The sequence below is a fragment of the Nocardioides sp. PD653-B2 genome (assembly GCF_002117935.1).
In the GTDB taxonomy this organism is placed as follows: domain Bacteria; phylum Actinomycetota; class Actinomycetes; order Propionibacteriales; family Nocardioidaceae; genus Nocardioides.
Map to the genome: position 1 here is coordinate 120918 of NZ_BDJE01000025.1, position 19963 is coordinate 140880.

The window sequence follows — 19963 nt, forward strand, 5'->3', positions numbered from 1 at the left end:
GGGCCGGCGGGTCAGAAGCGCTTGACGAACTCCGCGGCGTCCTCGATCGGACGGAACCCCATCCGCTCGTTGATGGCGACCATGTAGTCGTTGGTCTCGGCGTTCTGGGTGGTCACGAGGGTGAGGTCGCTGCGTGCGGCCTGGACCGCACGGAGGTTGACCGCCTTGGTGGCCAGGCCGAGCTGGTGGCCGCGGTGCTCCCGGTGCACGAAGGTGCCCCACTGGTAGACCTCGGTGCTCTCCTTCAGCGGGAAGGCGAGCGTGGTCTGCGCGGCCACCTGCCGGTCCGGCGTCAGGGCGAGCGTCTCGTAGCGGGCGCGGCCCATCGCGTTCGTGGTGGCGACCAGCTCGGCGTACCGCTGCGGCGTGACCGCCTCCTCCTCGAAGTCGACCGCGCCCGTCGGAGCGTCCACCGCGAGCTGGCCGAGCAGCACGCACAGCGACGCGACGAGGTCGTCGGGCACCGCGTCGACGTACGTCTCGATCGTGTAGCCCTCGTGGCGCGGTGCGGCCTCGTCGATCCACCCCTGGATCTGCTCGTCGGGGACGGGGAGCGTCAGGTGGCGGACCACCTCGACGTTGGAGAGCTCGAAGCCGCAGGCCTCGGCGAACAGCCGGTGCGGGTGCCCCTCGCGCCGGCCGGCGGGGATCTTGGTGTCGCCCATGATCAGCGCCCGGCCGTCGTCGCGCGCGACCCGCTCGACCCGCTCGGCCAGCGCGCGGCCGATGCCGCGCCGCCGGTCGGGCACGTCCACGTCGAGGTGGAACCACGCCTTGTCGGTGTTGTCGAGCAGGAACGACCACAGCACGGCGTTGCCGACCATGCGATCGCCGTCGTACGCCGCGAAGAGCTCCTGCCGCTCGCCGCTGTCGGGCGAGCGGAACCCACCGAGGAACTCCTCGAAGCTCCAGAAGGGTGCGTCCGGGCGGCCGAGCAGCTCGCTGCGGCGGTTCAGCTCGTAGAACTCGCGCATCAGCGCGTCGTCGGCCAGGGCCGTCTCGTCGAGCGCGTGGATCTCCATGACCCACGAGGCTAGGCCGGGGCGCGGGCCGCCGACACCGGTTTTCCGCGCGGCCGGCGGTGAATCGGGTTGACGTACGGGCGCCGCTGCCACCGAATGGTGTCGTGGTGACACCTCGGACGGTCGTGCTGGTCGAGGGCGACAGCGACCGGCTGGCCCTGCACGCGGTTGCCGCTCGGCACGGCAGGGACCTCGCCGCCGAGGGCATCGATGTGGTGCCGATGGGCGGGATCACCAACACGCGCACCTTCGCCTCGCACTACGGGCCGCGCGGACTCGGTGTCCGCCTCGCCGGGCTGTACGACGCACCCGAGGAGGCCTTCGTGCGGGGCGGCCTGGCCGCAGCGGGCTTCCCCACCGCCCTCGAGCCCGGAGGCCTCCAGCGCCTGGGCTTCTTCACGTGCACCGCGAACCTGGAGGACGAGCTGATCCGGGCCCTCGGCACGAAGGCCGTCGAGGACGTCATCGAGGCGGCCGGCGAGGCGCGGTCCCTGCAGCTGCTGGCCGGCATGCCCGCCCAGCGCGGGTGGACCCGCGAGGCGCTGCTGCACCGCTTCATGGGATCCCAGTCGGGCCGCAAGGCGCGGTACGCGACGCTGCTGGTCGAGGCATTGGAGCCCGGGCAGGTGCCCGCGCCGCTGGCGGCGCTGCTGGCCTGGGTGTGAGTGAGCCGGGCGGCCTGCCCAACCGCGTCTGGCACCATCGGACCGTGCCCGGGACACGTCCACTGGTCTTTCTGTCGCCCCTGGTCGGCGCGGTGCTGGTCGTCGCCGCCTACCGCCTGGGGTATGACGCCGAAGCCGGCTCGCGGGCTGGGGCAGAGCCGACGCTGGCCGGAGCCTGGGTGGCCGGACCCTTCGTCGTGCTCTTGTGCGCGCAGGTCAGCTGCGCGGTCGGGATGTACGTCACCACCTCGGCCCGGGCTCGCGCGCTGTGCGCGGCAGGGGCGGCGGGTCTCCTGCTCGTGGGCCTCGTCCGGTTCTGGCTGATCTGAGCCGTCGCGTCGGCCGCACGACGATCGACCGGGTCGAGCACGCCGGCAGGGATCGCCGAGCCGTCGCTGCGCGACAGGCCGCCGTCGCCACGCGACAGGCGGTCAGGGGTTGCGGCACGCCGGCGGGGATCGCCGAGCCGTCGCTGCGCGACAGGCCGCCGTCGCCACGCGACAGGCGGTCAGGGGTTGCGGCACGCCGGCGGCGATCGCCGAGCCGTCGCTACCGCACGGAGCGGGCGCTGCGCGCCGGGGATGCGGGACCGACGGCTCGGCTCGGTCCACACGCTCGAAGGGCCGGTTCCCAGCGCTGTGCGCTGTGAACCGGCCCTTCTCTCGTGTGGAGCTGAGGGGACTCGAACCCCTGACCCCCTGCATGCCATGCAGGTGCGCTACCAGCTGCGCCACAGCCCCATTGCCTGCCCGCAGCAGCGGGTGAACAACTCGCGGAATACTAGCCAACTGCCCCGCACGATGCGAAATCGGGGTCCGTCAGGAGCCCGCGACCCGGTTGTAGGCCACCAGTCGCAGCGGGGCGCCGGTCTCGGCCTGGTCCAGCTCGACCCAGGCGCAGTTGTCGAGGCCGTGCAGCACCGCGCGCTCGGTGAGGGGCATGCCGAGCAGCACCGGGACGGCGTCACGGATCGCGGCGCCGTGCGACACGGCGACCGCGGTCTCGCCCGCGCCGATCGAGCCGAGCAGCTCGTGCACGGCGGCGACGACCCGGCCGGAGACCTCCTCGGCGGTCTCGCCTCCCGGGACGACGTCGAAGTTGCCACCCCGGAACGCCGCGAACTCCTCCGGCGCGACGGCGGCGTAGTCGGCGTGGGTCAGACCCTGGCGGTCGGCCAGGAAGTACTCGCGCAGGCGGGCGTCGTACGTCGGCTCGAGGCCGGTCTCCTTCGCGACGTACGCCGCGGTGTCGCGGGCCCGGACGCTGTCGGAGGACCACAGCGCCACCGGCGCCAGCGCGGCGATCGCCGGCGCGACGTCGGCCGCCTGCCGGTGGCCGGTCGCGTCGAGCTCGGCGTCGAGCTGGCCCTGGACGCGCAGGGCGGCGTTCCAGGCGGTCTGCCCATGGCGGAGCAGGATCAGGCGACGGGCTCCGGCGAGCGGGTCAGCGCTCATGGGAGACGACGTCGGCGGGGAGCTCGATCGCCGGGCAGTCGCGCCACAGCCGCTCGAGGGCGTAGAACTGCCGCTCCTCCTCGTGCTGCACGTGGACGACGATCTCGCCGTAGTCGATGAGCACCCACCGACCGTCACGCTCACCCTCGCGACGGATCGGCTTGGCGCCGATGTCCCGGAGCCGGTCCTCGATCTCGTCGACGATCGACTTGACCTGGCGGTCGTTGCCGGCCGAGGCGAGCACGAACGCGTCGCTGATCGCGAGCTGTTCGCTCACGTCGATGGCGATGATGTTGGTGGCGAGCTTCTCGGACGCCGCGCGAGCGGCGGCGTGGACGAGCTCGATGGCATGCTCTGTGGCGGTCACTACAGGTCCTTGGGGTACAGGTCGTGCTTGGCGATGTACTGGACGACGCCGTCCGGCACGAGGTACCAGACGGGCTCGCCGCGCCTCGTGCGGTCACGGCAGTCGGTGGACGAGATCGCCAGGGCGGGGATCTCGACCATGGTGACCCGGTCGGACGGGATCGACGCGAGCGTCGCCTCGTCCATGGTGTAGCCGGGCCTGGTGCAGCCGACGAAGCGCGCGAGGGCGAAGAGCTCTTCGGCGTCGCGCCAGGTGAAGATCTCGGCGAGCGCGTCCGCGCCGGTGATGAAGTAGAGCTCCGCGTCGGGGAACCGCGCCGCGAGGTCCTTCAGCGTGTCGATCGTGTACGTCGGACCGTGCCGGTCGATGTCGACCCGGGAGACGTTGAAGCGCGGGTTGGCGGCCGTCGCGATGACGGTCATCAGGTAGCGGTCCTCGGCCGGCGAGACGTCGCGGTCGGACTTCTGCCACGGGTCACCGGTCGGGACGAAGACGACCTCGTCGAGGTCGAACCACGACTGCACCTCCGACGCGGCGACGAGGTGGCCGTGATGGATCGGGTCGAAGGTGCCGCCCATGACCCCGACCCGGCGGGCGCCCGGCACGAGCTCGGTGGTCAGCTGTGCTCTCGTCCCGCACCGAAGACGAGGAGAGCCAGCAGCAGGGCGAGCAGGATGACCAGGGCGATGCCACCGACGAGCCAGTGGTTCGGCACGTTGGGGTTCTCGGTGTGCAGCACAGTCAGGAGCGCGGTCGGCATGGGCGACACCCTACCGGCCTCAGCGCACGTGGCCGTCGCCGGTCACGACGTACTTGGTCGAGGTCATCTCGGGCAGCCCCATCGGGCCGCGGGCGTGCAGCTTCTGGGTGCTGATCCCGATCTCCGCACCGAAGCCGAACTCGCCGCCGTCGGTGAAGCGCGTCGAGGCGTTGACGAGGACCGCGGCGGAGTCGACGGCGGCGGTGAACCGCCGGGCCGCGGCCAGGTCCTCGGTCACGATGGCCTCGGTGTGCTGGCTCGAGTAGCGCCGGATGTGGCGGACGGCGGCGTCCAGGTCGGGCACGACGGCGGCGGAGATGTCGAGCGAGAGGTACTCCTGCCCGTAGTCCTCGTCGGTCGCCGCGACCACGCCGTCGTACGGCGTGAAGGAGGCGTCGCCGTGGATGGTGACACCGGCGTCCTGCAAGGCGCTGACCACTCGCGGCAGGAACGCGTCGGCGATGTCGGCGTGCACGAGCAGCGACTCGGCGGCGTTGCAGACGCTGGTGCGGTGGGTCTTGGCGTTGAGCACGATCGCCAGGGCCTTGTCGAGGTCGGCCGCGCGGTCGACGTAGACGTGGCAGTTGCCGACGCCGGTCTCGATGACGGGCACGGTGGACTCCTCGACGACGGACCGGATCAGGCCCGCTCCCCCGCGCGGGATCAGCACGTCGACGTGGCCACGGGCCCGCATCAGCGCCTTCACGCTGTCGTGGGTGTCGCCGGGGACGAGCTGGACGACGTCGGGCTCGAGGCCGGCCGAGGAGACGGCGTCCCGCAGGACGGAGACGATCGCGGCGTTGCTCGACCGGGCACTGGAGCTGCCGCGCAGCAGCACCGCGTTGCCGGACTTCAGGCAGATGCCGGCCGCGTCGGCGGTGACATTGGGACGCGCCTCGTAGATCATCCCGACGACACCGAAGGGCACCCGCACCTGGCGCAGCTCGAGGCCGTTGGCGAGGGTGCTGCCGCGCACCACCTCGCCCACCGGGTCGGGCAGGCCGGCGACGTCGCGCAGGCCCTGAGCCATCCCGGCGAGCCGGTCGGGGGTGAGCCGGAGCCGGTCGACGATGTTGGCGGGGGTGCCGCCGGCCTCGACGCGCTCGACGTCCTCGGCGTTCGCCGCGAGGACCTCGTCGGCGCGCGCGAGCAGTGCGTCGGCCATGGCGTGCAGCGCCCGGTCCTTCTCCGCGCGGGTGGCCAGGGCGAGGCCGTGGCTGGCCTCGCGGGCGCGTTCGGCGACCGCGAGGACGTCGTGCTGGGAGCTCATGGGGCGAGGGTAGTTGGGGGCGACCGAGAATCGCCACGAGTCTTGTCTGGCAAGCAACCTTTCCGAGCCTGCCGCCGTCGTAGTCTGCATCAGGCTCATCATCGCTCCATGCCTTCGGGGAGGACCCCTCTTGTCCCGTTCAGTCTCGCGAGCCCTCGGGCTCGTCACCACCCTCGCGCTGGCCGTCCCGGTCGCCGCATCGATCCCCGCGCACGCTCAGGAGCCCGGCCGGTCCGGGCCGGCGACCGCTGCCCGTGCCGTCTCCCCGATCTCGCTGTGGGCGCCGGCGAAGGCCACGGCCTACACCTACCGGCACAAGGCCTGGACCGACCTCGGCCTGCGGATCATCGCGGAGGGCACGCCGTTCGAGATCCGGGCGCACCGCCCGTCGTACGACGAGGGCATCGTCGCGACCTGGAGCTCCGGCACCGGGGACGTGACGCTGCCGGACTCGTCGATGTCCGACTTCTCCGGCCTGGAGCGGTTCGTGACGCTCACGATCGACCCGAAGAAGAAGGGCGAGGACACCCAGACGGTGACCCGGAAGGCCTGCCTCAACGGGTACAGCGAGCGGGTGCGCGTCGACGCCCCCGCGACGTCGCCGTATCCCGTCGGCTGCTGGTACAACCCCTACAGCCTCGGCTCGGTCCAGGGCATCCAGACGGGCTGGGCGAGCCCGATCCTGGCCCAGGAGAGGCCGCTGAAGATCGGCGCCGGCAACTACACCGTCACCGCGACGATCACCCCCCACTACGCGACGTTCTTCGGGCTCACGCCGGCGGAGGCGACCCGCACCATCGACCTCACGGTGACGGACGACACCGGAGGGGAGGGCGTGGACCGCGCGACGCACTCGACCGCCCCGCGTCCGGCGGACCACCGCCCGACCGGCCCGCAGGGACGCGCCGGCGACGGCCCCGTGCCGGACCTGCGCTCGCTGCCCGCCTGGGGCATCAACATGGCCGAGAACGGCAACTTCCTCCGGTTCTCCGCGACCGTGTGGAACGCCGGCAACAGCCCCCTCGTGGTCGACGGCTTCCGCCGCGACGGCGAGGACGAGATGGATGCGTACCAGTACTTCTTCGACGCCGACGGCACCCAGACCGGCTACCAGGACGTCGGCCACATGCACTGGGACCCGAAGCCCTCGCACCAGCACTGGCACTTCGAGGACTTCGCGCGCTACTCGCTGCTGGACAAGGACGAGGTCGAGGCCGTGCGCTCCAAGAAGGAGGCGTTCTGCCTCGCCAACACCGACGCCGTGGACCTGACCGTCCCCGACGCCGCGTGGCGCCCGGAGAACACGGACCTCTCGACGTCGTGCGGCGACTACAGCTCGCTCTCGATCCGCGAGGTGCTCGCGTCCGGCTGGGGTGACACCTACACGCAGTACCGCGCCGGCCAGTCCTTCGACCTCCGCGGGCTGCCGAACGGCACCTACTACATCGCCGTGGTCGCCAACCCCGAGGGCAACCTCGTCGAGGCCTCCACCGACAACAACGTCGCGCTCCGCCAGATCAAGATCAGCGGCAAGCCCGACCACCGCAAGGTCACCGTGCCGCAGGTCGGCATCATCGAGGAGGAGCAGTACGGCGGCACCGGCTGATCCCCTCTTCGTGGTCCAGCGCCACGACGCGACGACCCTGCACTTCGACCTCCGCCTGGAGGTCGACGGGGTCCTCGCGTCGTGGGCGGTGCCGAAGGGTCCGTCGCTCGACCCGGCCGACAAGCGGCTCGCCGTACGCGTGGGCGACCACGAGATGTCGCACGCGACGTACGAGGGCCGCGGCGCGGGCGGCGGGCCCGGGACGGTGATCGTCTGGGACACCGGCACCTACGAGAACGTCACCGTGCGGCAGGGCCGGCCGCTCCCGGCCGCGGAGGCCCTGGAGCGCGGCCACCTCCGGTTCGTCCTGCACGGGGAGAAGCTCACCGGCGGCTTCGCGCTCACCCGCACCCGGATGAGCGGTGACCCGAAGAACTGGATCCTCGTGAAGATCGACGACGACGGCGCCGACCGGGAGCGCGACCTCGCCCTCGAGGACCGGTCGGTCCTCACCGAGCGCGCCAACGAGGACCTCGAGCCCTGAGGCGCCGCACCGGTGGTTGAGGAGGTTGCGCAGCAACCGTCTCGAAACCCGGCGAGACGACAGGCCACGCCGTTCGGTCCAGGTCACCGGTCGGCTGCGGAGGTTTCGAGACGGGACGTCGTCCTTCCTCAACCACCGGAAATGCCGTCGACCCGCCCCGAGGAGCTCGGGACGGGTCGACGGAGGAGCGGCAGGTCAGCCCTTGCGCTCCTTGATCTGCTCGGTGGCGGCGGGGAGGACCGTGTGGAGGTCACCCACGACCCCGAAGTCGACCAGCTCGAAGATCGGGGCCTCGTCGTCCTTGTTGACCGCGACGATCGTCTTCGAGGTCTGCATGCCGGCCCGGTGCTGGATCGCGCCGGAGATGCCGTTGGCGACGTAGAGCTGCGGCGACACGGTCTTGCCGGTCTGCCCGACCTGGAAGCTGTGCGGCATCCAGCCCGAGTCGACCGCAGCCCGGGAGGCGCCGACCGCTGCGCCGAGGGCGTCGGCGAGGCCCTCGATGGGCTCGAAGTTGCCGCCGGTGCCACGACCCCCGGAGACCACGATCGCGGCCTCGGTGAGCTCGGGGCGACCGGTCGCCTGGCGCGGCTGCGAGGCCACGATCTGAGCCGTCTTGGCGGCGTCGGAGATCGTCGGGGAGAACTCCTCGACGGCAGCCGCACCCTCGCTCTCCTCGGGCGTCGCGGCGTTCGGCTTGACCGTGATGATGGGCGTGCCCTTGGTCACCTTCGCCTGCACCGTGAAGTTGCCGGCGAACACGCTCTGCGTGGTGACCGGACCCTCCTGCACGTCGACGGCGTCGGTGATCAGGCCCGACTCGAGCTTGATCGCGAGACGCGCGGCGATCTCCTTGCCCTCGCCCGAGGACGGGATCAGGATCGCCGCAGGAGAGGCCTTCTCGGCGAGCTGCTGGAGCACCTCGGCCTTGGGGGCCACCAGGTAGCCCTTGATCTCCGCGTCGTCGACGACGTAGACCTTCTCGGCGCCGTACTTCTTGACCTTGTCGGTCGCGGCGGCGGCCTGGTCGGCCGGGCCGATGAACACCGCGGACGGCTCGCCCAGGCGCTTGGCGATGGTGAGGAGCTCGTACGTCGGCTTCTTGACCGCGCCCTCGGCGTGGTCGATCAGAACCAGAACTTCAGACATGGTGGACAGCGCTCCTCAGATGAACTTCTTGGAGGCGAGGAACTCGGTCAGCGCCTTCGCGCCGGAGCCGTCCTCGTCCTTGACGATCTCGCCGGCGGTGCGCGGCGGGCGGGCCGTGGTGTCCTCGACCTCGCTCCAGGCGACCGACAGGCCGACCTGGTCGGCGTCGACGCCGAGGTCGCTGAGCGACCACACGTCGAGCGGCTTCTTCTTCGCGGCCATGATGCCCTTGAACGACGGGTAGCGGGCCTCGCCGGACTGGTCGGTGACCGAGAGGACCAGCGGCATGGTGCCGCCGATGACCTCGGTCGCGGTGTCCCCGTCGCGCTTGATCCGGACCTGGTCGCCCTGGGTCTCGACGACCGAGGCCAGCGTGACCTGCGGGAGGCCGAGGCGCTCGGCCAGCATCGCCGGCACCACGCTGCCCGACGCGTCGGTCGAGGCCATGCCGCAGACGACGAGGTCGACCGCGGTCTCGGCGCCGAGCTTCTCGATCGCCTTGGCGAGCACCAGCGAGGTCGCGATGTAGTCGGACCCCGCGATCGCCTCGTCGGTCACGTGGACACCCTTGTCGGCACCCATCTGCAGCGCCTTGCGCACCGCGTCGACGGCCTTCTCGGGGCCGACGCACAGCGCGGTCACCACGGTCTCCCCGGCGTCGTCGCCGGCCTTCTCCTTGATCTGGAGGGCCTGCTCCACGGCGTACTCGTCGAGCTCCGACAGGAGCCCGTCGACGCCCACGCGGTCCACGGTGTTGTCCGACTCGAACTGCCGATCGGCAGTGGCGTCGGGGACGTACTTCACACAGACGACAATGTTCATGGTGGTGTGGCCGGTGCCGGCCCCTCCTGTGCACTGAATTCGAGACGGTCGCTGTGCGACCCCCCAAGGATGTGGTCTGGTGAGGCTACCGCCGAGTCACCCCGCTCGAAACTCGGTCCGGGGTTGGCTACGTCACAGCGGCACTGTGAGAGTCAGGGCCGGATCAGCCGCTCGAGGATCCGGCCGACGACGAGGTAGGCGACCGCTCCGAGACCCCAGTTGGCGAGGGCGTTCTTGGTCTCGGCGTCACCGCCGTGGAACTTGAAGATGCCGTTGCCGCGCGAGAAGACCTGGAGGTCGACCGCGTCGGCGACGTCGTTCACGAACGTCACCAGCGCGTTGTTGCCGTTGGCGTCGAGCGCGATCAACAGCGCGCCGACCGCGAGGAAGAGCGCGCAGAGCACCGCGACCAGCCACACGAGCTGAGCCAGACGCACCCGCACCTTGGAGCCTCGTCGCGTCGTGATCGCCTTGCGCTCAGCCACGTCCGTCTCACCTGTCCTCACGCCGTTGTAGTGCCCGCTCGACCACCGGCCGCAAACCTTCCCACACCACTGGTCTGGGCCCCCCGCGCTAGCGCCCCTGGAACTCCGCCTTGCCCGGACCGTTCTCGACGAAGGACCGCATGCCGATGGTCCGGTCCTCGGTCGCGAACAGCGCCGCGAACTGCTGTCGCTCGATCTCGAGACCCGTCTCGAGATCGACCTCGCTGCCCCGGTCGATGCTCTCCTTCGCCGCACGGATCGCGAACGCCGCGGCTCCTGAGAACTGCTTCGCCCAGGTGAGGGCCTCGTCGTACACGGACTCGGCCGGGACGACCTTGTCGACCAGACCGATGGCGAGCGCCTCGTCGGCCTGCACGAACCGGCCGGTGAAGATGATGTCCTTCGCCTTGCTCGGGCCGACCAGCCGCGTCAGCCGCTGGGTGCCGCCGGCGCCGGGGATGATGCCGAGCAGGACCTCCGGCTGGCCGAGCACGGCGCTGTCGGCGGCGATCCGGATGTCGGCGCAGAGCGCGAGCTCGCAGCCGCCGCCGAGGGCGTAGCCGGTGATCGCCGCGACCACGGGCTTCGGGATCCGGGCCACCGCGCCGAACGACGACTGCAGGGCACCGGACCGCTTGACCATGTCCGGGTAGGACATGTCGGCCATCTCCTTGATGTCGGCGCCCGCAGCGAAGACCCGCTCGCCGCCGTACACGACGACGGCCCTGACGTCGTCGCGCTCGGTGGCCTCGATCGCCGCGGCGCGGATCTCCTCCTGCACCTGGACGTTGAGTGCGTTCATCTTCGGACGGTCCAGCCGGATCGTGCCGACGCCCTCGGCCACCTCGAGCCTCACGAATTCACCCATCGCCCCACCCATCGTCACTGTGTGCCACCTCTCAAGTCCGGGACCTTCTTGTCGGGCATGTTGCCACCTCGGGGAGAATGCGCGGGTGAGCCCTGGCATCTGGACCCATCTCGGTCAGCAGACCAAGGTCTGGCCGGGCCGCAACTACCCACTCGGTGCGACCTGGTCGGCCGAGTCGACGAACTTCGCGGTCTACGCCCCGAACGCGACCGAGTGCTGGCTCTGCCTCTTCGACGACGAGGGCGTCGAGACCCGCCACCAGCTGACCGAGCGGTCGTTGGGCATCTGGCACGGCGCGCTGCCCGACATCGCCCCGGGCACCCGCTACGGCTACCGCGTCGACGGGCCGTGGGACCCCGAGCTCGGCTACCGGTTCAACCCGTACAAGCTGCTGCTCGACCCGTACGCGCAGGCGACCTCCGGCACCATCAGCCCGGGACCGGCGCTCTTCGGCTACGACCAGGCGGACCCCACGCAGCGCGACGAGCAGGACTCCGCGCCCCACACTGCGCGCAGCGTGGTCGTCGACCCGGCGTTCGACTGGGACGGCGAGACCCCGATCCGGCGGCGCTGGCTCGACTCGGTGGTCTACGAGCTGCACGTCAAGGGCTTCACGAAGCTCCACGACCGGGTCCCCGAGGAGCTGCGGGGCACGTACGCCGGCCTCGGCAGCCCGGCCGTCGTCGAGTACCTGCGCGACCTCGGAGTGACCGCGGTCGAGCTGCTCCCGGTGCAGCAGTTCTTCTCCGAGCCGGCCTTGCTCGAGCGCGGCCTGGTGAACTACTGGGGCTACAACACGATCAGCTACTTCTCCCCCGACGCCGGCTACTCGTCGTCCGGTGACCGCGGCCAGCAGGTCACCGAGTTCAAGCAGATGGTCAAGAGCCTGCACGCGGCCGGCATCGAGGTGATCCTCGACGTGGTCTACAACCACACCGCCGAGGGCGGCTCGACCGGACCGACCCTCTCCTTCCGCGGGCTCGACGACCGCGGGTTCTACAAGCGCGTGCTCCCGAAGCCCGACCCGGTGACCGGACTCCCCGTCTTCGACGACACCTACTGGGACGTCACCGGGTGCGGCAACACCGTCGACTCCAACGACCCCCTGGCGCTGCGGCTGATCCTCGACTCGCTGCGCTACTGGGTGACCGAGATGCACATCGACGGCTTCCGCTTCGACCTGATGTCCGCGCTCACCCGGACCGGCTACGACATCGACATGAACTGCCGGCTGCTGGTCGCGATCGGCCAGGACCCGGTGCTGCGACACGTGAAGCTGATCGCCGAGCCGTGGGACGCGTCCATGGACGGCTACCTCGTGGGCCGGATGCCCCCGCCCTGGGTGGAGTGGAACGACCAGTACCGCGACACGATCCGCGACTTCTGGCGCAACCACTCGTCGGGCATCCGGACGGTCGCGACGCGGCTCGCGGGGTCGTCGGACCTGTACGCCGACGACGGACGCTCGGCGTACAACTCGATCAACTTCGTCACCGCCCACGACGGTTTCACCGTGCGCGACCTGGTCACCTACGAGCACAAGCACAACGAGGCCAACGGCGAGGACAACCGCGACGGCACCGACAACAACCGCTCGTGGAACCTCGGGCTCGAGGGCGAGACCAACGACCTGGCGCTGGTCGCCGTACGACGTCGGCAGGCCGCCAACATCATGGCGACCCTCTGCCTCTCGAACGGCGTCCCGATGATCACCGCCGGCGACGAGCGCGGCCGCACCCAGCGCGGCAACAACAACGCCTACGCCCAGGACAACGAGACCTCGTGGGTCGACTGGCGGCCCGACGACGCGTGGCTCGACGTCTACGAGACCGTCAAGACCGCGCTGCGGCTGCGCCGCGAGCACCCGGCGCTGCGCCAACGGCACTGGTTCGAGGGCCGGCCCACCATCCGCGGCGGACCGAAGGACCTGGCCTGGCTGCACCCGACCGGCCGGGAGATGACCCCCGACGACTGGCACGACCACGACCTGCGCGCGATCGGGATGTTCGTCTCCGGCGCTCCCCTGCGCGAGCCGGGACCCCAGGGCCAGCAGCAGGTCGACAAGTCCTTCATGCTCTGGTTCAACTCCGACTGGCTGCCCCAGCGCATCGAGCTGCCCGAGAACGACTGGGTGCAGACCGGCGAGGTCGTGCTCTCCACGGACTTCAAGCTCCCGGTCGGCACGGTCATCAAGGCCGGCGACCGGCTCTCGATCGGGCGCCGTACGGTCGTCGTCATCCGGCAGGTCTGACGGGACTGCAACGCAGCGGTCCACCCCGGCGTTCTAGGGAGGGTGGAGGTGAGCGAGATCGCCGGGGCCCGGTCGTACGCCGACGTCGTCGAGACGTATGCGCCGGCTCTGCTGCGCCTGGCCATCATGCTCACCGGTGACCCGAACGACGCCGAGGACCTGCTCCAGTCGACCCTCCTGCGGTGCGTCCGGCACGCGGAGCGGGTGGCCGACATGAGCGCACCGGCGGCGTACCTGCGCCAGGTGATGCTCAACGAGCACCTCTCCCACGGCCGCCGGCTCGGTCGCCGGGTGCGCACGGTGTCGTCCGACACCGTGGCGACCGACCCCGCCGTCCCGTCCGGGGCCGAGACCGTCGACCGCCGCGACGAGGCCTGGGCCTGGCACACCGGGGCCGGTCGGATGACCTTCCACCTGGTCGACTGGTGCCTCGGCCAGGTGGAGGTACGGCGCGACGGAGCCCAGCTCACCCCCACGCTCGACCCCGGCGACCTCACCGAGGCCGTCGAGGCCGCCGTGGGCGACCGCTGAGCGGCGTCAGGTCTGGGACGGCAGCGCGACGATGCCGAGCTCGGCGGTCGAGGCCAGCAGGTCGTTGCGCGGGATGACGCGGACGGTGTAGCCGAAGGCGCCGCTGTGGTCGAGGACGATGTCGCCGTCGAAGCGGTGCCGCCCGCCCTCGTAGGACTCGACCAGGTGCAGCGACTCGATCGCGGTGTCGATCAGCACGTCGTCGCCGTTGCTCTTCCCGTGCACGAGCTGCACGTCGACGTCCTCGGGCGAGAGGTCGCCGAGCGCGACGAAGGCGCGCACGCTCATCACGTCACCCACCTCCGGGGCGTCACCGACGCCGCTGCTCTCGACGTGCTCGACGCGGACGCCGCTCCACCCGGCGCGGACCTTCTTCTTCCAGGCGGCGAGCACGGCCGCCCCGGCGTAGTCGGAGTTCAGCTGGCGGGCAGTGGTGGCCGCCGGGGTGTAGAGCTGCTTCACGTAGTCGCTCACCATCCGGGTGGCGAGCACCTTCGGGCCCAGCGACTTGAGCGTGTGGCGGGTCATCTCCAGCCAGCGCGTGGGCACGCCGTCGCCGTCGACGTCGTAGAAGCGGGGCGCGACGTCGTTCTCGATCAGGTCGTAGAGCGCGGTGGCCTCGAGGTCGTCACGGTGGTCGGGGTCCTCGACGCCGTCGGCGGACGGGATCGCCCAGCCGTTGTCGCCGTCGTACCACTCGTCCCACCAGCCGTCGAGGATGGAGAGGTTGAGACCGCCGTTGAGCGCGGCCTTCATGCCGGACGTGCCGCAGGCCTCGTAGGGACGCAGCGGGTTGTTGAGCCACACGTCGCAGCCGGGGTAGAGCGGCTGCGCCATCGCGATGTCGTAGTTGGGCAGGTAGGCGATGCGGTGCCGCACCTCCGGGTCGTCGGCGAGCCGGACGATCTCCTGGATCAGCTTCTTGCCCCCGTCGTCGGCGGGGTGCGCCTTGCCGGCCATGATCAGCTGGATCGGCCGTTCGGGGTGCAGCAGCAGGCGCTTCAGCCGGTCGGGGTCGCTCAGCAGCAGCGTCAGTCGCTTGTACGACGCCGCGCGGCGCGCGAAGCCGATCGTCAGGATGTCGGGGTCCAGGGCGGTGTCGATCCAGCCGAGCTCCGCCTTCGCCGCGCCGCGCTGCTCGCACGAGCGGGCCAGCCGCTTGCGGGCGTCGAGCACCAGGCGTTCGCGCAGGGCGCGCTTGGTCGCCCAGATGTCGGCGGACGGGATCTTGTCGACCGCGGCCCAGAAGCCCTCGGCGTCGTCGGAGTCGGCGTCGGCACCGTGGCCGACGGCGAGCTCGATCACCTCGCGGGCGACCCAGGTGGGGGCGTGCACGCCGTTGGTGATCGACCCGATCGGCACCTCGGCCTCGTCGAAGGCCGGCCAGAGGCCGCTGAACATGCCGCGGCTGACGTGGCCGTGCAGCTTCGAGACGCCGTTGGCGCGCTGCGCGAGCCGGAAGCCCATCACCGCCATGTTGAAGACCGCCGGGTCGCCGCCCTCGTAGTCCTCGCTGCCGAGCGCCAGGATCCGGTCCAGCGGGACGCCGGGAGTGGCGCCCGTGGCGCTGAAGTACTGCTCCACCAGCTCGAGCGGGAACCGGTCGATGCCGGCCGGCACCGGGGTGTGGGTCGTGAAGACCGTCGAGGCGCGGCCGACCTCGAGCGCCGTGTCGAAGTCCAGCTTCGGGCCGCCCTCGGCGACGGTCAGCTCGCGGATCCGCTCCAGGCCGAGGAAGCCGGCGTGGCCCTCGTTGGTGTGGAACACCTCGGGCTCCTGGTGGCCGGTGATGCGGGAGAACACCCGCAGCGCCCGGACGCCGCCGACGCCCAGGAGCAGCTCCTGACGCAGGCGGTGCTCGCTGGTGCCGCCGTACAGCCGGTCGGTCACCTCGCGGTAGTGGTCGGGGTTGCCCTCGACGTCGGTGTCGAGCATCAGGAGCGGCACCCGGCCGACGCTGGCGACCCAGATCCGGGCCAGCAGGTCGGGGCCGTCGGGCAGCGCGATGCTGATCGTCGCGCGCTCGCCGCTCTCCTCGCGGAGCAGGGAGATCGGCAGGCCGTCGGGGTCGAGGACCGGGTAGGTCTCCTGCTGCCATCCCTCGCGGGAGAGCGACTGCTTGAAGTAGCCGTGCTTGTAGAGCAGGCCGACGCCGATGATCGGGACACCGAGGTCGCTCGCGGCCTTGAGGTGGTCGCCGGCCAGGATGCCGAGACCGCCGGAGTACTGCGGCAGCACCGCGGTGATGCCGAACTCCGGGGAGAAGTACCCGATCGCTTTCGGACCCTCGGCGCCGGAGGCGATGCGGCGCTGGTACCAACGGTCGCCCGTCAGGTACTGCTCGAGGTCGGCGCGGGCGGCGCCGAGCTGCGCCAGGAACGCCTCGTCGCGGGCCAGCTCCTCGAGCCGGGCCCGTCCGACGGCGCCGAGCAGCTTCACCGGGTCGCGGCCCGTGGACTCCCAGAGCCGCGGGTCGACGGCCTCGAAGATGTCCTGCGCCTCGGGGTTCCACGACCAGCGGAGATTGCCGGCGAGATCGCCCAGCGCGGCGAGCGCAGGGGGCAGGACAGGCCGGACGGTGAATCGTCGAATCGCGCGCATCTCAGGACCGTAGCGTGATTCTTTGAACGATCCAACCCGTTCGGGTGAACCCGCTGTCGACACTGCGCAGATCGGCTATCGGAGTTCACATAACGAACGACGCCGCCGGGCGTTGAGCCGGGCATGACCCGTCCCCCCGTGCGCCGCGGCCGCTACCGCGCCGTCGCGCTGGCCCTCCTGACCGCCACCTTGGTCCCCTGGCTCGCGCAGCTCCCTGCCCTCGCCACGAGCCCCACCAGGGCTCCCTCCTCGGGGGCCGCGGCCCCGGACCAGACCACCCACCTGCTCGGCGACCCGGTCGCCGGCCTCGCCGACCTCGACGCCCGCGGCACGGCACTCCCCTCCGCCGCCCAGCGCCAGGCCGCCACCGCGCTCGGCGCGGTCGACGTGCGGTGGAACAGGTTCGGTACGCCGTCCTCGATCCTCCCCGCCGACGGCGTCCTGGCCCCCGCGACCTCGAGCGACCCGGTCGCCGCCGCCCGTGCCTGGCTCAGCGACAACGCCGCGGTGTTCGGCCTGAGCGCCGCCGACGTCGCCGGCCTCGAGCTGGTCAACGACCAGCTCCTCGCCCGGAGCGACGCCCACGCCGTGCTGTTCCGCCAGACGTTCGGCGGCCTCACCCCCGCGCTGGGCAGCATGGTCACCGTGGGTGTCGCGAACGGTGAGATCGCCTACGTCTCCTCCTCCCTCAGCAAGACCACGGGCACCCCGCCGGCCGCGACCCTCTCGCCGGTCCAGGCATTCGTGAAGGCCGCGGCCGGCGTCGGGCGCACCCTGGACGGCGACGTCGTCGGAGACATCACGTCGAAGGTCAGCGGCGGCTGGACCCGGCTCACGGTGCCCGGCTTCGCCCAGGAGCAGATGGTCCGTCCGCGCGCCCTGGCGCTCGCCGACGGCTCGGTCCGCCCGGTCTTCGAGACCAACGTCCTCGACGTGGAGAAGGGCTCGGCGTTCGCCTACACCGTCATGGTCGACGGCGTCACCGGTGCGGTCCTGCACCGTCAGAACCAGGCCGAGAACAGCAGCGACGCCTTCCCGTTCACCGGCGAGGTGACCGCCACCGACTGCGGTCCGAAGCACGAGTTCGAGCTCACCGACGACAACACGAAGCAGATCGTCGCGGTCGCCGCGATGGCGCTCACCTCGAACGACGTCGTCGTGAAGATCTTCGACCCGGCCGGCGAGCTCCTCGTCTCCGGCGACCTCGGGACCAGCCCCGAGACCGCGACGTACAGCGCCGCGTCCATCCCGGCCGGCATCTACTCGATGCAGGTCTGTCCGTTCGACAGCCCGACCGTGCCGTTCCTTCCGCCGGGCAACTACGCCGCCGCGGTCACGACCAGCGACACCGAGGGCCCCGGCACCGGTGACGTCGGATTCTCGCCGTCGTGGCGCTACTTCACGGCCAACCCGACGCTGGACTTCTCGGCCGACGACACCCCGACCAACTCGGTGGTCGGCTGCTGGGTCGCCGGTGCCGGCTGCACCTTGCCGACCGGCGCCCTCCGCAACGTGGCCGCCCCGGGTCCGTGGGACATCACCACGTCGACCGGCGAGTCGACCCTGACCACGGTCGGCAACAACGCCAACACCCACGAGGCGTGGGCCAGCCCGCTCACCCCGGGCGGCACCGCGCAGGCGCCGGTCTCACCGACCCGCGAGTACACGACCGAGTTCACCGACGCCTGGAACAACTCGGGCTGCGACCCGAGCCAGCTCACCCCGGGCGGCGCGGACATCGACGCGTCGGTCACGAACCTCTTCGTGGCCCACAACCGGATGCACGACTACGCGTACTACCTGGGCTTCACCGAGGCCAACTACAACATGCAGCTCGACAACCTCGGCCGCGGCGGGGTCGACGGAGACCAGGAGATCGGGAACGCGCAAGCCGGCGCGCTGACCGGTGGCCAGCCGTCGTACCTCGGTCGTGACAACGCCAACCAGATCACCCTGCAGGACGGCACGCCCGGCATCACCAACCAGTACCTCTTCCAGCCGATCGCCGGCGCGTTCTACGCACCGTGCACCGACGGTGGCCTCGACATGGGCATCGTCGGGCACGAGTACACGCACGCGATCAGCAACCGGATGATCGGTGGCCCCGACGAGGGCATCACGTCCGAGCAGGGCGGGGCGATGGGCGAGTCGTGGGGTGACCTCACGGCCGGCGAGTACATGTTCAGCCACGGCTACTCCAACGGCGGCAACCCGTGGGCGGTCGGCGTCTACGCCACCGGCAACAAGGCCGTCGCGATCCGCGACTACGCGATCAACCGCAACCCGCTCAACTACTCGGACTACGGCTTCGACAGCACCGGTCCCGAGGTCCACGCCGACGGCGAGATCTGGAACGGCACGCAGTGGAGCGTGCGCCAGGCGCTGGTGAAGAAGTGGAACAAGAAGTACCCCTACACCGACAAGGCGCTCCAGCTCCGGTGCGCGCAGGGCACGGCGACCCAGTCGCCGCTCCCGGCCAGCAAGTGCCCGGGCAACCGGCGCTGGATCCAGCTCGTCTTCGACTCCTTCCTGCTCCAGCAGGGCGCCACGTCGATGCTCGACGCGCGGGACGCGATGCTCGCCGCCGACCGGATGCGCTTCGGCGGCAAGGACCTGAAGGTCATGTGGGGCGCGTTCGCGAGCCGCGGCATGGGCAAGGGCGCCACGACGCCGAACGCCGACTCGAGCGCGCCGCGGCCGAGCTTCGCCTCCCCCAAGGGGAAGAACGGGACGGTGACGTTCACCGGCAGCAAGACCGGCAAGATCTTCGTCGGTCACTACGAGGCCCGGGTGACCCCGGTCGCCGACCTGATCGCGAAGACCAAGAAGCTCGACCCCAAGGTCCAGCTGACGCCGGGTCGCTACGAGATGCTCTACACCTCCGCGGGCCACGGCTTCTCGCGCTTCCACGTCACCGTGAAGGCCGGCAAGCACACGAGGGTCCGGGTGAAGGCGCCGAAGAACCTCGCAGCCAAGGCGTCCGGCGCCAAGGTCCTCGGCTCCACCGCGGGCTCCCTCAACGCCGGCTCGCTCATCGACGGCACCGAGAAGACCGCCTGGGGCGGCGTGACGGCGACCAACGTCGACGAGTCGCGCCCGTTCGTCGCGGTCGACCTCGCCGGCGGCGTGCACCAGGTCCGGCGGGTCCAGGTGAGCGCGATGCTCAACCCGGCCCCGGGTGAGTCGACGGACGTCCCGCTCGCGTCCGACCCCGACTCGGGCTCGCGGTTCACCGCGTTGCGCCAGTTCGCCCTCGAGGCGTGCGTGAAGGCCTGCTCGTCGGGCAAGGCGGTCTGGAAGCGGTTCTACGTGTCCAAGGCCAACGCCTTCCCGGCGCTGCGCCCGCGGCCGGTGGCGCCGAACCTGACGCTGCGCTCCTTCAAGGTCCCGACCACCAAGGCGGCCGCGATCCGGTTCGTCGTCCTCCAGAACCAGTGCACCGGTTATGCCGGCTACGCCGGTGAGCAGGACAACGACCCGACCAACGACACCGACTGCGCCACGGCGTCCGACCGCGGCACGATCGTGCACGCGGCGGAGCTGCAGGTGTTCTGAGCTGCCCCGGACTGAGCGTGCGAAGTCCGGGACGCAGCAGCCAGGTCGAGCAGCCGCGCGAGCGAGGAACGAG

Annotated in this window: 18 protein-coding genes and 1 tRNA gene; 7 read left to right on the forward strand and 12 right to left on the reverse strand. The window is 71.1% G+C overall.

Going from position 1 to position 19963, the window contains the following annotated elements; translation table 11 throughout:
• Positions 1-11: 11 nt before the first annotated feature.
• A complete protein-coding gene (locus PD653B2_RS11275) occupies positions 12-1022 on the reverse strand; it encodes a GNAT family N-acetyltransferase (RefSeq protein WP_085872472.1) in 1011 nt (336 codons plus the stop codon).
• Between the two features lie 107 nt (positions 1023-1129).
• Between PD653B2_RS11275 and PD653B2_RS11280 the strand changes: the two genes are divergently transcribed.
• Together PD653B2_RS11280 and PD653B2_RS11285 are read left to right on the forward strand one after the other, a co-directional pair.
• Positions 1130-1687 carry a TOPRIM nucleotidyl transferase/hydrolase domain-containing protein gene (locus PD653B2_RS11280; RefSeq protein ID WP_207559430.1) on the forward strand — a complete coding sequence of 186 codons (558 nt, stop codon included), beginning with the start codon at positions 1130-1132 and terminating at the stop codon, positions 1685-1687.
• Between the two features lie 44 nt (positions 1688-1731).
• Entirely contained in the window at positions 1732-2016 is a 285-nt protein-coding gene (locus tag PD653B2_RS11285) for a hypothetical protein (RefSeq protein WP_133059025.1), read from the forward strand.
• 338 nt (positions 2017-2354) lie between these two features.
• Here the strand turns inward: PD653B2_RS11285 and PD653B2_RS11290 are convergent.
• The 6 genes from PD653B2_RS11290 to PD653B2_RS11310 all read right to left on the reverse strand — a co-directional run bounded on the left by PD653B2_RS11290 (position 2355) and on the right by PD653B2_RS11310 (position 5538).
• A tRNA-Ala gene (locus tag PD653B2_RS11290) sits at positions 2355-2427 on the reverse strand.
• Positions 2428-2505: 78 nt separating this feature from the next.
• Positions 2506-3141, reverse strand: a complete 636-nt coding sequence (locus PD653B2_RS11295) for a histidine phosphatase family protein (RefSeq protein WP_085872475.1) — start codon at positions 3139-3141, stop codon at positions 2506-2508.
• Positions 3131-3508 carry a ribosome silencing factor gene (gene rsfS, locus PD653B2_RS11300; protein ID WP_085872476.1) on the reverse strand — a complete coding sequence of 126 codons (378 nt, stop codon included), beginning with the start codon at positions 3506-3508 and terminating at the stop codon, positions 3131-3133. Before rsfS ends, PD653B2_RS11295 begins: the two co-directional genes overlap by 11 nt.
• Positions 3508-4113: a nicotinate-nucleotide adenylyltransferase gene (gene nadD / locus PD653B2_RS11305; RefSeq protein WP_278247489.1), complete on the reverse strand. Its 606-nt coding sequence runs from the start codon at positions 4111-4113 to the stop codon at positions 3508-3510. Before nadD ends, rsfS begins: the two co-directional genes overlap by 1 nt.
• A gap of 11 nt (positions 4114-4124) precedes the next feature.
• On the reverse strand, positions 4125-4268 hold the full coding sequence (locus PD653B2_RS25335; protein WP_207559429.1) for a hypothetical protein: 144 nt from the start codon (positions 4266-4268) through the stop codon (positions 4125-4127).
• 19 nt (positions 4269-4287) lie between these two features.
• Positions 4288-5538 (reverse strand): glutamate-5-semialdehyde dehydrogenase, encoded by a 1251-nt coding sequence (locus PD653B2_RS11310; RefSeq protein WP_085872478.1) that lies wholly within the window; start codon positions 5536-5538, stop codon positions 4288-4290.
• Between the two features lie 130 nt (positions 5539-5668).
• Between PD653B2_RS11310 and PD653B2_RS11315 the strand changes: the two genes are divergently transcribed.
• A complete protein-coding gene (locus PD653B2_RS11315; protein ID WP_085872479.1) occupies positions 5669-7144 on the forward strand; it encodes a lysyl oxidase family protein in 1476 nt (491 codons plus the stop codon).
• Positions 7145-7154: 10 nt separating this feature from the next.
• Positions 7155-7628, forward strand: coding sequence for a DNA polymerase ligase N-terminal domain-containing protein (locus tag PD653B2_RS11320; protein WP_089503943.1), 474 nt, complete (start codon positions 7155-7157; stop codon positions 7626-7628).
• A gap of 195 nt (positions 7629-7823) precedes the next feature.
• On the opposite strand, the gene PD653B2_RS11325 is transcribed toward PD653B2_RS11320, so the two are convergent.
• From PD653B2_RS11325 to PD653B2_RS11340, 4 genes are all read right to left on the reverse strand, one after another.
• Entirely contained in the window at positions 7824-8777 is a 954-nt protein-coding gene (locus PD653B2_RS11325; RefSeq protein WP_085872481.1) for an electron transfer flavoprotein subunit alpha/FixB family protein, read from the reverse strand.
• A gap of 15 nt (positions 8778-8792) precedes the next feature.
• A complete protein-coding gene (locus PD653B2_RS11330; RefSeq protein WP_085872482.1) occupies positions 8793-9599 on the reverse strand; it encodes an electron transfer flavoprotein subunit beta/FixA family protein in 807 nt (268 codons plus the stop codon).
• A gap of 152 nt (positions 9600-9751) precedes the next feature.
• Positions 9752-10084, reverse strand: coding sequence for a hypothetical protein (locus PD653B2_RS11335; protein WP_085872483.1), 333 nt, complete (start codon positions 10082-10084; stop codon positions 9752-9754).
• 88 nt (positions 10085-10172) lie between these two features.
• Positions 10173-10952 carry an enoyl-CoA hydratase/isomerase family protein gene (locus PD653B2_RS11340; protein ID WP_085872484.1) on the reverse strand — a complete coding sequence of 260 codons (780 nt, stop codon included), beginning with the start codon at positions 10950-10952 and terminating at the stop codon, positions 10173-10175.
• 85 nt (positions 10953-11037) lie between these two features.
• Between PD653B2_RS11340 and glgX the strand changes: the two genes are divergently transcribed.
• Complete coding sequence (glgX, locus tag PD653B2_RS11345; protein ID WP_085872485.1) at positions 11038-13203, forward strand: glycogen debranching protein GlgX; 2166 nt, start codon at positions 11038-11040, stop codon at positions 13201-13203.
• Positions 13204-13251: 48 nt separating this feature from the next.
• The gene (locus PD653B2_RS11350) at positions 13252-13734 is read left to right on the forward strand and encodes an RNA polymerase sigma factor (RefSeq protein ID WP_133059024.1); all 483 of its coding nucleotides are present in this window, start codon (positions 13252-13254) and stop codon (positions 13732-13734) included.
• 6 nt (positions 13735-13740) lie between these two features.
• Here PD653B2_RS11350 and glgP read toward each other — a convergent pair whose 3' ends face one another.
• Positions 13741-16335 (reverse strand): alpha-glucan family phosphorylase, encoded by a 2595-nt coding sequence (gene glgP / locus PD653B2_RS11355; protein ID WP_085872487.1) that lies wholly within the window; start codon positions 16333-16335, stop codon positions 13741-13743.
• A gap of 123 nt (positions 16336-16458) precedes the next feature.
• Here glgP and PD653B2_RS11360 point away from each other — a divergent pair, with 123 nt between their 5' ends.
• The gene (locus PD653B2_RS11360) at positions 16459-19890 is read left to right on the forward strand and encodes a M36 family metallopeptidase (protein ID WP_085872488.1); all 3432 of its coding nucleotides are present in this window, start codon (positions 16459-16461) and stop codon (positions 19888-19890) included.
• The last annotated feature ends 73 nt before the right edge of the window (positions 19891-19963 follow it).

Bases quoted from the DNA above. Each gene is read 5' to 3' on its own strand.
- PD653B2_RS11330 (WP_085872482.1), bottom strand. From the start codon at position 9,599: ATGAACATTGTCGTCTGTGTGAAGTACGTCCCCGACGCCACTGCCGAT.
- PD653B2_RS11325 (WP_085872481.1), bottom strand. From the start codon at position 8,777: ATGTCTGAAGTTCTGGTTCTGATCGACCACGCCGAGGGCGCGGTCAAG.
- PD653B2_RS11340 (WP_085872484.1), bottom strand. From the start codon at position 10,952: ATGGGTGAATTCGTGAGGCTCGAGGTGGCCGAGGGCGTCGGCACGATC.
- PD653B2_RS11310 (WP_085872478.1), bottom strand. From the start codon at position 5,538: ATGAGCTCCCAGCACGACGTCCTCGCGGTCGCCGAACGCGCCCGCGAG.
- glgP (WP_085872487.1), bottom strand. From the start codon at position 16,335: ATGCGCGCGATTCGACGATTCACCGTCCGGCCTGTCCTGCCCCCTGCG.
- PD653B2_RS25335 (WP_207559429.1), bottom strand. From the start codon at position 4,268: ATGCCGACCGCGCTCCTGACTGTGCTGCACACCGAGAACCCCAACGTG.
- PD653B2_RS11360 (WP_085872488.1), top strand. From the start codon at position 16,459: ATGACCCGTCCCCCCGTGCGCCGCGGCCGCTACCGCGCCGTCGCGCTG.
- PD653B2_RS11295 (WP_085872475.1), bottom strand. From the start codon at position 3,141: ATGAGCGCTGACCCGCTCGCCGGAGCCCGTCGCCTGATCCTGCTCCGC.
- PD653B2_RS11275 (WP_085872472.1), bottom strand. From the start codon at position 1,022: ATGGAGATCCACGCGCTCGACGAGACGGCCCTGGCCGACGACGCGCTG.